Annotated in this window: 10 protein-coding genes; 9 read left to right on the forward strand and 1 reads right to left on the reverse strand. The window is 60.5% G+C overall.

What is annotated here, in order from left to right:
- Nucleotides 1–43: 43 nt before the first annotated feature.
- Complete coding sequence (locus I6I94_RS00680; protein WP_172425674.1) at nt 44–997, reverse strand: alpha/beta fold hydrolase; 954 nt, start codon at nt 995–997, stop codon at nt 44–46.
- 257 nt (nt 998–1,254) lie between these two features.
- Here I6I94_RS00680 and leuS point away from each other — a divergent pair, with 257 nt between their 5' ends.
- From leuS to I6I94_RS00725, 9 genes are all read left to right on the forward strand, one after another.
- Nucleotides 1,255–3,756, forward strand: a complete 2,502-nt coding sequence (leuS, locus tag I6I94_RS00685; protein ID WP_371518431.1) for a leucine--tRNA ligase — start codon at nt 1,255–1,257, stop codon at nt 3,754–3,756.
- 155 nt (nt 3,757–3,911) lie between these two features.
- Nucleotides 3,912–4,859, forward strand: coding sequence for a DegV family protein (locus tag I6I94_RS00690; RefSeq protein WP_128087792.1), 948 nt, complete (start codon nt 3,912–3,914; stop codon nt 4,857–4,859).
- A gap of 179 nt (nt 4,860–5,038) precedes the next feature.
- Nucleotides 5,039–6,412: a helix-hairpin-helix domain-containing protein gene (locus I6I94_RS00695; RefSeq protein ID WP_128087791.1), complete on the forward strand. Its 1,374-nt coding sequence runs from the start codon at nt 5,039–5,041 to the stop codon at nt 6,410–6,412.
- Between the two features lie 119 nt (nt 6,413–6,531).
- Nucleotides 6,532–8,364, forward strand: coding sequence for a ComEC/Rec2 family competence protein (locus I6I94_RS00700; RefSeq protein WP_201620753.1), 1,833 nt, complete (start codon nt 6,532–6,534; stop codon nt 8,362–8,364).
- An 88-nt stretch (nt 8,365–8,452) separates the two neighbouring features.
- Nucleotides 8,453–9,460, forward strand: coding sequence for a DNA polymerase III subunit delta (gene holA / locus I6I94_RS00705; protein WP_201620754.1), 1,008 nt, complete (start codon nt 8,453–8,455; stop codon nt 9,458–9,460).
- Nucleotides 9,461–9,502: 42 nt separating this feature from the next.
- Complete coding sequence (locus I6I94_RS00710) at nt 9,503–10,165, forward strand: type II toxin-antitoxin system PemK/MazF family toxin (RefSeq protein ID WP_023133055.1); 663 nt, start codon at nt 9,503–9,505, stop codon at nt 10,163–10,165.
- Nucleotides 10,166–10,358: 193 nt separating this feature from the next.
- Nucleotides 10,359–10,622 carry a 30S ribosomal protein S20 gene (gene rpsT / locus I6I94_RS00715; protein WP_023133056.1) on the forward strand — a complete coding sequence of 88 codons (264 nt, stop codon included), beginning with the start codon at nt 10,359–10,361 and terminating at the stop codon, nt 10,620–10,622.
- 286 nt (nt 10,623–10,908) lie between these two features.
- Nucleotides 10,909–11,883, forward strand: a complete 975-nt coding sequence (locus I6I94_RS00720; RefSeq protein WP_201620755.1) for a PAC2 family protein — start codon at nt 10,909–10,911, stop codon at nt 11,881–11,883.
- Nucleotides 11,884–11,937: 54 nt separating this feature from the next.
- Complete coding sequence (locus I6I94_RS00725) at nt 11,938–12,969, forward strand: tRNA (adenine-N1)-methyltransferase (RefSeq protein ID WP_126500045.1); 1,032 nt, start codon at nt 11,938–11,940, stop codon at nt 12,967–12,969.
- Nucleotides 12,970–13,025 lie beyond the last annotated feature (56 nt).

A 13,025-nucleotide genomic window follows, 5' to 3' on the forward strand; every position in this document is an offset into this window, starting at 1 on the left:
AGCCTCCTTCAGGCAGTCAATAACGGGGCGGTGCAGTTAGCGGCTAAAACTCTTCACGCACAAAATCGGCGATTAGCCGTGCCGCCAGGGTAGGGGTCTCATAATGAATCAGGTGCCCAACCTCAGGGATCAAATCAAAACGCTGACCCGGGGACTGTGGGCGGCCCTCAAGGGCCTCAAACATGGCGTCCGCCGTCTCCACCGTGCCAAGGTCATCATCCTCAGCCACCAGCATCTGCACCGGCACCCTAATCTGCGGGGCGTACTGCGCCGCAGTTTTCGAAATCGACACCCGGTACGCCTCAAGCACGCCCCTCCGGGACGCAAAAGACCCAAAATACGCGGCATGCTGCCCATTAATGAACCGGCGCATCAGCGGGTCTTTCGAACGCATCATCACCTCACTGGTAGCGCGCGTAATCAGCTGCGACCGCAGCAGCGCATAGCCCATCCGCTCCGGCAAAGACGCACCCACCCAGTAGTAGAACGACGCCAACGCGGGGCCAGCCTGATGTTTCCCCTCAAGGGCTGGCTCACTAATAGGGTTAATCAGGCACAGCCTGTCCAGTGTCTCAGGGTGCGCAGCCGCATAGGCGGCAGCCACAATCGACCCGAACGAGTGGCCCACCAGAAGAACCTTCTGCCCAGAGGCAACCCGCTCAATCAAAGCGTGAAGCCACTGCACATAGCTCTCAATACTCACCTGCCCGCTCAGCTCATCAGAGCGGCCAAAACCCGGCAGATCCGGGCTAATAACATCCGCCCCAGGCATGAGCGCCAATAGCCGGTTCGCAATAATCTCAAGCCCATGATGATCCCCGCGGAACCCGTGCACCATCAGAACCTTCGGAAAATCCTTCGAATAAAAAACACCCGTATTCATACCCAGCCCGTACTGCCAGTAGCGGGTGCGGACCCCCGCCAAAACAGCCTCATGGCAGGTGCCGGGAATCAGGGGGCCAGGCACACCTTCAAGCACAGTCGCGGGAGTAGTCACAGAAAAACCTTCCGGCCGAAAGAAAACAGGAATACCCTTCATCCTACGGGATGTAGCTGTGTATGTGCTGAATAACACGAAAACCCCGCCACCGCCCGCGCCCATTTTCTGAAAACCGAGACGGAGCGGCACATATAAAGAAACGTTTCTCGGTTCACGCTAAAATAGACAGGTTAGGTTGGTGCCAGCCCGGACGATCCCCCGCGAACCCGCCGGGTGCAGAGCGCCAGCACAGTACGGAACCAACACACGAAGGAATCGCAGTGTCTGCTGAGGTAGAGACCGAACGCACCGAAAACGCGTACGACTTCCGGGCGCAGGAAGCAAAATGGCGCCCCTACTGGGAGAAAACAGGCGTGTACAAGCCCACCGGCAACGCCCCCAAAGGCCGCCGCTACGTGCTAGACATGTTCCCGTACCCCTCAGGCGACCTGCATATGGGCCACGCAGAGGCATTCGCCATTGGAGACATGAACGCCCGCTACTACAAGCAATGCGGCTACGACGTTCTGCACCCCATCGGCTGGGACTCCTTCGGCCTGCCCGCAGAAAACGCTGCTATTAAAAACGGCACCCACCCGAAAGAGTGGACCTACAAGAATATTGACACGCAGGCAGAATCCTTCAAACGTTACGCTATCGCCGTGGACTGGGACCGCCGCCTGCACACCTCAGACCCCGAATACTACAAGTGGACCCAGTGGCTTTTCGAGCAGTTCTATAAGAAAGGCCTGGCGTACCGCAAAGACTCGATGGTTAACTGGTGCCCCAAAGACCAGACTGTGCTCGCGAACGAGCAGGTGGTTAACGGTGCCTGCGAACGATGCGGCACCACGGTCACCAAAAAGTCGTTGAACCAGTGGTACTTCAAGATCACTGACTACGCCCAGCAGCTTCTTGACGATATGGAGCAGCTTGAGGGTAAATGGCCCGAGCGTGTGCTGCTGATGCAGCGCAACTGGATTGGGCGTTCCGAAGGTGCCGAGGTTCGTTTCGAAATTGAGGCTACTGAGGCGCAGCCTGCCGAATCCTTCACGGTCTTCACCACCCGACCGGATACCCTCTACGGTTCAACCTTTATTGTTGTTGCCGCAGACTCTGCCTTCGCCGAGCAGATTGTGGTCCCCGAGCAGGCGCAGGCGCTAGAGGACTACCGTGAGCAGATTAAGGCCCTCAGCGATATTGACCGCCAGTCATCTGAGCGTGAGAAGACCGGCATGTTCACCGGGCGATACACAATCAACCCGCTAAACGGTGCGAAACTGCCGGTGTGGGCCTCCGATTACGTGCTTGCCGATTATGGTACCGGCGCTATTATGGCGGTGCCTGCGCACGATCAGCGTGACCTTGACTTTGCCAAGAAATTTGACCTGCCGATCGTGACGGTGCTCGATGTTGAGGGTGCGGAAGACCCCGCTGAGTCGGGTATCGCTACTGCGGGCGATGGGGTGCTCATTAATTCTGGTGAGCTGACCGGCCTTCCTAAGGCAGAGGCTATTGCGAAGGCCACCGAGCTGGTTGAGGCCGCCGGCACCGGGGAAGGTAAAGTTATTTACCGCCTGCGTGACTGGTTGCTCTCGCGCCAGCGTTTCTGGGGCACGCCTATTCCCGTGATTCACTGTGAGGACTGCGGCGAGGTACTGGTTCCTGAGGAACAGTTGCCGGTTCTGCTGCCGGATAATCTGCGTGGTGAACAGTTAGCACCCAAGGGACAGTCACCCCTTGCTGCCGCCGACGATTGGGCTGTGGTTCCCTGCCCGCAGTGCGGTAAGAGTGCCCGCCGCGATTCCGACACCATGGATACCTTCGTGGATTCCTCCTGGTACTTCCTGCGCTATGTTTCACCCCGTTACGCTGATGGCCCCTTCGATCCGCAGGCGATCAAGGAATGGGGCGCAGTCGATATGTACGTGGGCGGTGTGGAACACGCCATTCTGCACCTGCTGTACGCACGTTTCTTCACCAAGGTTATTCGCGATCTGGGGCTGATTGAGCACGGCGAGCCGTTCAAAGCCCTCATGAATCAGGGGCAGGTTCTCAACGGCGGTAAGGCCATGTCGAAATCGCTCGGCAATGGCGTAAACCTGGGTGAGCAGCTTGATCAGTTCGGTGTGGATGCGGTGCGCACCACCATGATCTTCGCATCCCCGCCCGAAGATGATGTGGACTGGGCAGATGTTTCGCCCGCCGGTTCGCAGAAGTTCTTGGCGCGCGCATGGCGTGTTGCTCAAGACGTTACCTCCGAACCTGGTGTGGATGCGGCATCTGGCGATGCGAACTTGCACAAGCTGGTGGCGCGTACCGTACACGATGTGAAGCAGCTTCTTGATGCGGGCAAGTTCAATGTGGTGGTCGCCAAGACTATGGAGCTGGTGAACGCTACCCGTAAGGCGATCGATTCGGGCGCCGGGGGAGCGGACCCCGCCGTGCGCGAGGCCGCCGAGACTATTGCGATCTTGTTGTCGCTCTACGCGCCGTACACCGCCGAGGACATGTGGCACGCCCTGGGGCACGATAACCCGGTGCTGACCGCAGGTTTCCCGCAGGTGGACGAGTCCCTGCTGGTGGATGATACCGTCACCGCAATCGTGCAGATCAAGGGTAAAGTGAAGGCGCGTCTTGAGGTATCCAAGGATATTTCTGAGGCTGAGCTCGAAAAACAAGCCCTGAAGGATGAGACCATCGCGAAGCTGGTGGAAGGCTCCGAAATCCGTAAGGTGATTGTGCGAGCCCCTAAGCTGGTGAATATCGTCATCTAGCGTTTTCAGAACGTTAATGCGGTGCCGCCGGAAGAAAACCCGAAAAGTGTTTTCTTCCGGCGGCACCGTTCTTTTTAGCCGTGTCTTTTTAGCTATGATGAGAAAGTCGGTCAGCGCAGAAAACACCGCATTTTCAAGATTCAGGAGGGTGCTCTATGGGACGCATCGCCATTGTGACAGACTCAGCCGCCGCCATTGCCCCTGAAAATCTTAAGGAGCGGCAAAAACGCGGCGGCTTTGCCGTGGTACCCATGCCGGTAGCCATCCAAGAAGCAACCGTGCGCGCAGGAATCCGGGGGCCCCGAACCGAGACAAACACCCGCGATGTGACTGGCCTGGGCCCCGAAGAGATGGACGAAGCCATCCTCATGGCGCATGTTCTGGGGAACACGGTCAATACCTCCGGCCCCGCACCCGGTGTTTTTGCCGATACCTACGACGCTCTCGTTGACGAAGGGTACGAGCATATTCTGTCGATACACCTTTCAGGAGAGCTCTCTGGAACCGTTGAAGCCGCTCGGGTAGGTGCGCAGCTTTCTAAAGCGCGAGTGACCGTGCTCGATTCCCGCACTATTGCTGGGGCCTACGGGCACGCGGCACTGCACGCCCACAAGGTGGCCGATACCTGCGACACTCCTGAGGAGCTCGCCGAAATAGTCACCAGCATATGCGCCGCAACCGATATTTATTTCTACATTCCCACTCTTGATGCGCTCCGCCGCGGGGGCCGTGTCTCGCCTGCCTTAGCGATGGTCGGGCAGATGTTCCAGATTAAGCCCATTGGTACGGTTGCAGATGGAAAGCTGACCTATGTTGAGCGGCCCCGCACCGCAACACGTGCGAAAGAACGTCTCACGCAGATTATTCGTGAAGCCTGCGCAAAACACCGCTCAGTGAAAAAACCGCCTGCGGATGCGGCGGCGAAACACGGCGTGCGGCCAACCGGTCACGTGGTGGCGCTGCACCATATGGGCAACCTTGCAGAAGCTAAAACCCTGCAAGATTCCTTGGGTGCGTACGCTTTGGATGCGGCTCTTAGCCCCCTGCCGCCCGTGTTGGCCGCGCATTCAGGCCCGGGTGCTCTAGCGGCAATCGTGTACTAAGCCCATTACCGGTTCGTAGGGTCATAAACCGTCATATTCAGGGTGTGCGCGGTTCTTGGCTGTGTATAAGTGCAGCTTTCAGATGTGAATAACTATTTTTGATAACTAAAATCAGGTTTTTATCCACATATTTACTATTTGCCTAATTTTAATGCCTTATAAAGCAGTAACCTGGGCACATGAACGAGCCTAACCACACCACAGCACACCCTAACGGTGAGACGAACATCCCGCCCGAAACCGCCCCGGGCACAGCGTACCGTGAGCAGAAAACACCCCGCCCCGATACGACTGCACCCGGTGATGGCACCCCAACGGAACAGGACGACGATCCAACCCTCGCCCTCAACCGGGAACAGCTCATCCCACACGCTGCGGGCCCCGAAGCGAAAGAGCCGCAAGAACTGCCCCCAGAGCCTGAGCCAGAAGAAAAGCAGCGGGACGCGGCCGCCCACTACCTTGACCGCATCCGCGAGCGCAGCACCCCACCGGCTGAAACAGCGCACTACACGGCGCCGCACGACGACCCCGATCCCCACGCCACAACGCCGCCTGAGGATGAAGATGACGAGCTAGCTCGTGAAGAACCCGGCGGCTACCGCACCACCTACGCCAGGAGCCTTGATGAGTACCCGGATTATTTGGAGGAATATGCACGCCTCCGCCGGGTTTCTGTGCGAGAAGAACCGGAAGATCCCTATAGGGATCAAGACCCCTCCGGGCTGATTACGCGCCGTGACTATTTCCCGGACGAGTGGGAAGAGTACGCCCCAAGGGGTAACCGGTCGATCCGCAGCTATGTTAGCCCCAAAGCTCTTATTGCGTTGGGGGTGGTGGCGTGCGTGATCACGGTGTGGGCTATTTTTCAGATGGGGGCCGCGCCGAGGGCGTCAGAGGCCTCTGAGCCGACGGCTCCACACGGTGGGGTGGAGCAGTCCCAGCCCACTCCGCAGCGCAGCGCATCCGCTTCGGCTGAGCCCTCCCATACGGCGCAGGGGAGTGCGGCACCGAACCCTGAGCCGAGTAAAGGTACGATCCGGGTGCATGTGGCCGGTGCGGTGAAGGCTCCGGGGGTGCATACGCTCCCTGCGGATGCGCGGGCTGTTGATGCGCTCACCGCCGCCGGTGGGGCCACCGGTGAGGCAGATTTGAACCGGGTGAACCTGGCGGGTTCCCTCTCCGACGGGGTGCAGCTGTATATTCCGAAGGAGGGCGAGGAAATTCCGCAGGCGCCCGCAAACGGGGGTGCCGGTGGTTCCGGTACGGCTGGGGCTAGTCAGGGCGCGTCTAAACCGGCTGCCGGTGGGGCGTCTGCGAGTGCCTCTGCTGGGGCTAAGGGTTCGGCAAGTGCGGCGTCGGGCGGGCAGGTGAACCTGAATACGGCCACCGCCGAGCAGTTGCAGACTCTTCCGCGTATTGGCCCGGCTTTGGCTGCCCGGATTATTGCGTGGCGTGATGAGCACGGCGGGTTCAAGAGCGTGGACGAGCTGGACGCTGTTCCCGGTATTGGCCCGGCGATGATGACTTCGCTTCGTCCGCTGGTGACGGTGTAATGGCGCACCGGGGCGTGAGGAATAGCGTTGGGCCTTCTGCGGTGGGGCGGCTGAGGGGGAGAGCCCGCCGGGGATGGGAGAGCTACCGTACCGGGTACCGTCGGCGCCACGACCGGTCGGTGAGTGCGCTGATTCGGTTGGATGCGCGTCTTATCCCGGCGGTGGCCGCCCTGTGGGTGTTTACGGCTTTTGCTTTATTGGGCGGCACTTTTGAGACGGTTAAGGTGGCCGCGGTGCTGTGCATTGCGGCTTTGGCGGTTGCGGTTGGGGCGCTTTATCTTCCCGAAGGTGGCGGCATTAGTGTGGCAGAATGCCCGGGTCATTCTGGGGTGCAGCGGACGGGGGTGCGGCGGGTGTGGCGTTCGGCCCGGCCTTACGTTGTGTTTATGGGCGTGTGGGTGCGGGGGGCGGCTCCGCAGGCGGTAGCGCATCTGTGCCTTATCGTGTTGGTGCTGGTGGCGCAGTCGGTTCTGCTGACAGCACGTGGAATTGATACGGACCGTTCTACGTTGCGCCAGGTTCAGGGGGCTTCTGTGCGTATTACCGGCACGGTTTCTGAGGTGCGGGCGGCTGATGCCCGTACTTCCCTCATCCTGCTCAAGGCAGAGACTGCGCAGCTGGGTCACGAGGTGGTGCCCTTAGGGGAGACGGTGCGTGTGTATCAGGCTGCGGCACGGAAAAATACTCGTTCTGCCGCCGGATCTGGGAAGGCCACCCCCACCCCGGGGACGCGAGTAACGGTAATTGGAACGGTCGAAAACAGGGGAGCTGCCGCCTACCTTAAAGAGGCGTATGTGTATGCTCCGGGGGAGGTGGTGAACCCCTCAAACATCGCGATTCTGCGCACCACGTTGCGGGAGCACGCTGTGGCCCGTATCGGTGCTGAGCCCGCCGCGCTTACCCTGGGGATGGCCTACGGCGATGATTCGGCAATGCCTAAAACCACGCGGGAGAACTATAAACTTAGCGGGCTTAGTCATCTTACGGCGGTGTCGGGGGCGAATATTGCCATTATGTTTCTGCTCGGTTACCGCGTGGGGCTGCTGCTGAGGTTGCCGCGTCGTTCCCTTGTGTTTGCGGGCGCCGGGGCGGTCGCGGCGTACACTATGCTGCTGGGGTTTGAGGGGTCGGTGGTGCGGTCACTGACGATGGGTGCGCTTGGTGCGCTGGCGCTCATTCGCGGCACGGGGCGTAATACACTGAGCGCCTTGACGACGGCGCTGCTTCTGTGTCTGGTGTTCTCGCCTTCGCTTGTGCTTGATATGGGGTTTGCCCTGTCGGCGGTGGCCACCGCATCCCTGGTTCTTGTGGCTCCTTCCCTCACGCGGCTGCTATCGGCTGTGCTGCCGCATACTTTGGCGGAGCTGATGGCTGCGGCTACCAGCGCGTCCCTGTGGTGCGCCCCGCTTATTGTGGGGATGAGCGGCAATGTGCCTCTGTACGGGGTGGCTGCGAACCTATTGGCTGCACCGTTGGTGCCGCTGACCATGTTCGCCGGTTTGGCGGCGTTTGGGGCGTGGGCGGCGGGGTTCACCCCGCTTGCGGATGCGTGTCTGACGGTGGCGGCCCTACCGGCGGGGCTGATTGAACGGGTCAGTACGTTCTTTGCCAAAGCCCCGGGGAACCCGTGGCAGGTTGAGGCCTCCGCTGCAGCCGTAGCGGTGGCGTCTGCGGTGGTTTTTGGGGTGAGTGTGCTGTTCTGGGCGGGTGATGCGTGGCAGTACTGCCGGAGCCACCACGGGCAGTGGGCGAGAGAAAATACTAGAATACCGAACGAACACTCGGTGCAGGATAGGGTACACACCCCGCAAAACAGCGCCCGACTGATACGGGCACACACCCACGCTCACCCGGAGGCTTCTGCCCAATCCGCGCCACCTCGGCCCCTTCCACCGGGGCTGAAAAGCCCCACCCGCATCGCCCGCCGAACCCCGCCCCGGTATGATGGGTAAAGCACGGTTTTATCCCGCCGCACCGTGTGGGATAACCGCCAGATTCAGACACTACCGTGCGCCCACCGCGCACCACGGAAAGGACACTATGGCACAGCGGGCAAATGGGCGGCGCGGCCGAGGCGGCGCACTCGATAACGCGTGGCGCACCGTTGAACCGGCACCCGCTGTGCTCCTGTACGGGGCCGAAGAATACTTTGCGTCCCGCGCCAGGCAGCGCCTGCGGGGTTTGTACGGCAGCACCCACCCCGACCTTGAAATAGTGCGGATGAACGCCTCCTCCTACACGCGCGGGGACCTGACGATTCAGGCAAGCCCCTCACTGTTTGGCTCCACCAAGCTCATTGAGGTTGAGGCATTAGGGGCCATGAACGACGATTTTCTCACCGACGCACTCGCTTACCTTAGCGCCCCCGAACCCGGGATTATGCTGGTTATGCACCACTCGGGAGGGAACCGCGGTAAGAAGCTGATCGATACGGTGCGCACTCAGTTCACGCTGGTGAACTGCAAACCGCTAAAAACCGACCGGGAGAAAACAGAGTTCATTCACAGCGAGTTTTCCTCGGCAAAGCGGCGCATCGCACCGGCGGCGGTTACCCTGCTCGCTGCTGCCGCAGCCGATACCGCCGAACTGGCCTCCGCATGCGCCCAGCTGATTGCCGATATCCCCGGGGATATTACCGAAGACGCGGTGAACCGCTACTATAGCGGGCGCACCGAGGTGACCGCGTTCAGGGTGGCGGATGCGGCGATCGCGGGTAACGCTCCCGAGGCGATGCGCCTGCTGCGTCATTCGCTCTCTACCGGCACCGAACCTATCCCTATGCTGGGCGCCTTAGCGATGCGGGTGCGTAATATTTCGCGCGCGCACGGGGCGCGGGCAAGCTCCACTGAGCTGGCGCAGCAGCTGGGGATGGCCCCCTGGCAGGCTGAGCAGGCGATCCGTGATGCTCGGCGGTTCAGCCCCGCCCAGCTGGCGCATATTGTGCGGATGCTCGCTGAAGCAGATGCGCAGCTCAAAGGTGAAGGGCAGGACCCGGTGTACGCGATAGAGCGTGCCGTTCTGAGTATCGCTATGCCCGGCGGCAGGTAGGGCCGGGTGAAGGCACCCGGGCGGGTGCGGCATAATGGTTGGATGCGCGAAACTTTGAAGAAAATGTTTTATGCCGCCCTACCGTTTTTGCGGAAGGCCGCAACCGATGCCTTTGAGAATGCTTCCGGGAATAAGCAGCAGTCCGCTGCCGATCAGCCCGCCTCCAACCACACCACCAGTGACGACGCCGGGCGTTCGCAGGCGCCAAGCCCGGCCACCGTTGCGAAGAAACGCCCCGCCAAAGATACGGCGCAGAAGCAGGGCTCGCCCGCACGCCCCGAACCAGCTGGGGGTTCCGCTTCTTCTGGGTCGGATTACCCCGGTGATTACCGTGGCGCCATCGATTTTGAGTACACGCCCTCACTGGATGGGGACGCCGACCCCGGAGAAATTGTGTGGACCTGGGTTCCTTTCGAAGAGGACCACTCCCAGGGTAAAGACCGCCCGGTGGTTTTGGTGGGCCGTGACGGGCAGTACCTGCTGGCGCTCATGATGACCAGCAAGGACCACAATAACCGTGAGCACGCCGACCGTGACTATCTTGATATTGGTACGGGCCCCTGGGATGCGCAGGGCCGCCCCTCCGAGGTGAAGCTGAACCGGGTGATTCGGGTGCGCCCGGAGCAGATGCGCCGTGAGGGTGCGATCATGCCTCAGGGCACGTTCAAGCAGATTCAGGATGCGTACACCCGCCGTAACGGTTAGGCTCCGGCGCAGAGGGGTGCAGGTGCCCAACCCGCACCGCCGAAAGCGCAGTTTATCTGCTATGATATGTGGTTGAGTGTCCGATGGTCATCGGGCACTGCTGGCCGGTTGCCATAGGCATCCCCACGCCGCTCAGTCAATGATCGGTCAGCGTCGCCCTCACCGACCAATAAGACAAACAGAAAGTTTAACCGTGGCTAATATTAAGTCCCAGAAGAAGCGTATCCTCACCAACGAGAAGGCTCGCCTGCGTAATAACGCCATTAAGTCTGAGCTGAAGACCGCAACCCGCAAGGTTAAGGAAGCGGTTGAGGCACAGAACAAAGAAGCCGCTGAAGAGGCCCTGCGCTTTGTGAGCCGTAAGCTGGACAAGGCTGCTTCGAAGGGCGTTCTGCACAAGAAGAACGCTGCTAACAAGAAGTCCGGTCTTGCCAAGCTGGTAAACAAGGCTTTCTAAGCAAAACCGCTCGTATTGGGCGTGTCTTTTGTGAAGTGAGTTAATCCCCCGTCGGTTCCTCTCCGGCGGGGGATTTTCTGCACCCTACCAGCCGAATGCTACCCGGTGCAGGCTCAGCACCCGCATCGGACTATCTAGGCTCCCCGCAGGTGTTTTATTTCGTCAGGGCCGGCACCGGCTCATCTTCATAATTTAGCTCGGATGACCGCCGGGTCCATGCCACGGTGGATAGCCGGTATACAATGAGCGGTACTACCGTATTCGCCGATACCGAAAAGAGCAATCTATGGGTCAGCACAACTTCCCGCCCGCCCGAGTCTTTGAGACATTCGCAAAAGAAAATACTGAACGCCCGCGAGGTATTCGCAGTTTCTTTAATGCTGCCTCCGCCAGTGGCGACTACACCACCATCATGCTGGTGGGGATGCGTTCACGAATCGACCCGGCAGGTAACGGCGAAGATGCCCTTGACATTATCCACCGCGCCTTCGACCCGTGCGAGGAACTGCCAGGTATCGACATGGACCCGTTCTTCGACTACACCCTTGCGCCCGCGCACCTATACTCGGACGGGGAATCCGCCAGCCAGCTGGTGTTCCCAAAACTATTTTTTAACAGCATCGAAGTACCCGAGCAGAAACTACGCCTGCTGATTGTCACCGGCCCCTCACCCACGCTGCACCTGAAAAAATTTACGGACAAGTTCTTCCGGTACGTGCTCAAACAGGGCATTCAGCACGCCGTTTTTGTTGAGACACATGAGGCGCAGGTTCCGCATACCCGCCGCTACCCACTGGCCCTCACCAGCTACGACGAGCAGCTGACTGCGGTACCCGGCATCGGTGTTGAGATGCACACCGGCCCGGTATCCCCAACGACTATACTGGCGCACCAGGCCCAGCAGGCGGGGCTGGGGCGTTCCCTCACCCTGCGGGTGGGCATCCCCGGGTACCTCTCAGCCGAGGCGCAGAACCCGCGCGCTGTCGTCGATATGATTAAGGCCCTGGAGAAGATTCTGGGTATTACCGTCGATTCGGAAGAGTACACCGAGCTGCAAGCCAAAGCAGACTCGTGGGAGCAGGAACTTGCAGATGAGATGGCTGATGACTTCGAGAAAGTTGAGATTGTGCGCGAATACGAACAGCGCGTGGACGAATCCCTACAGTCGGTCTCCGGGGAAGAGCTGGCCAACGATATTGAGGAGTTCCTTGGTACTCTCACCGACGACACCTCCGGCGGTGCTGATGGTCACTCACAGTAGCTCCCGGTAGAATAGGTGCTGGTATTTACATCGTCACCAGGAGACACACACCCCATGAGCACCCCCACCGGCGCCGTTAACCGACGTGGCCCGTTCCGCCCCGGCGAGCGCGTTCAAATCACTGATGAGCGCGGCCGCATCACCACTATCACTCTCGCCGAAGGCGGCGAGTACCATTCGCACCGTGGCTTTTTGAAACATGACGATTTGATCGGTGCCCCCGAAGGCACGGTCGTGACCAATACGCACGGGGTGCAGTACCAGGCGCTGCGGCCGCTGTACAAGGATTTTGTGTTGTCCATGCCGCGCGGTGCCGCCGTGGTGTACCCGAAGGACGCGGCACAGATTATTGTCAAGGGCGATATTTTCCCGGGCGCCCGCGTGGTCGAGGCCGGGGTAGGTTCGGGGGCGCTGTCCATTGCGCTGCTGCGGGCTGTAGGAGATGACGGCCGCGTGCACTCTTTTGAGCGTCGCGCAGAATTTGCTGAGGTTGCCCAGGCGAATATTGAGACCATGTTCGGCGGGCCGCACCCGGCCTGGGCGCTAAGCATCGGGGACCTGCAGGATACGCTGCCCGAAGCTGAGCAGCCCGGTAGCGTGGACCGTGTGGTGCTTGATATGCTCGCCCCCTGGGAGTGCCTGGATGCGGTGGCTCAGGCGCTTGCCCCCGGCGGGGTGCTGGTCTGCTACGTGGCAACTGTTACCCAGATGTCCCGCCTGGTGGAGGGGCTGCGCCTAGATGGGCGGTTTACCGAGCCGGAATGCGATGAGACGATGGTGCGCGGCTGGCATGTGGAAGGGCTGGCGGTCCGCCCGGATCACCGGATGGTGGCGCACACCGCGTTTTTGGTGGTTGCCCGCCGCCTAGCGGATGGGTCGGCCCGGCTGGCACCGAAACGCCGCGCCTCAAAGAGCGATTTTTCGGATGCGGACATGGACGCGTGGATTCCCATGAACGTGGGGGAGCGTGAGGTGACCGATAAGAAGGTTCGCCGCGCCGTACGGGACGCAAAAAACCTGGCGCAGAATGCGGCCGCCGCGCACCAGATCGCGGTTGAGGAAAGCCGCCAAGGCGGGGACGAATAAACAGTCAGCACACGCCCTGCACGGCGGGTACCCCACCACGCAGCACGTGTGGTGTA

It is taken from the genome of Rothia aeria (assembly GCF_016726365.1).
GTDB lineage: Bacteria > Actinomycetota > Actinomycetes > Actinomycetales > Micrococcaceae > Rothia > Rothia aeria.

Bases quoted from the DNA above. Each gene is read 5' to 3' on its own strand.
- I6I94_RS00690 (WP_128087792.1), top strand. From the start codon at position 3,912: ATGGGACGCATCGCCATTGTGACAGACTCAGCCGCCGCCATTGCCCCT.
- I6I94_RS00695 (WP_128087791.1), top strand. From the start codon at position 5,039: ATGAACGAGCCTAACCACACCACAGCACACCCTAACGGTGAGACGAAC.
- holA (WP_201620754.1), top strand. From the start codon at position 8,453: ATGGCACAGCGGGCAAATGGGCGGCGCGGCCGAGGCGGCGCACTCGAT.
- I6I94_RS00710 (WP_023133055.1), top strand. From the start codon at position 9,503: ATGCGCGAAACTTTGAAGAAAATGTTTTATGCCGCCCTACCGTTTTTG.
- I6I94_RS00720 (WP_201620755.1), top strand. From the start codon at position 10,909: ATGGGTCAGCACAACTTCCCGCCCGCCCGAGTCTTTGAGACATTCGCA.
- I6I94_RS00725 (WP_126500045.1), top strand. From the start codon at position 11,938: ATGAGCACCCCCACCGGCGCCGTTAACCGACGTGGCCCGTTCCGCCCC.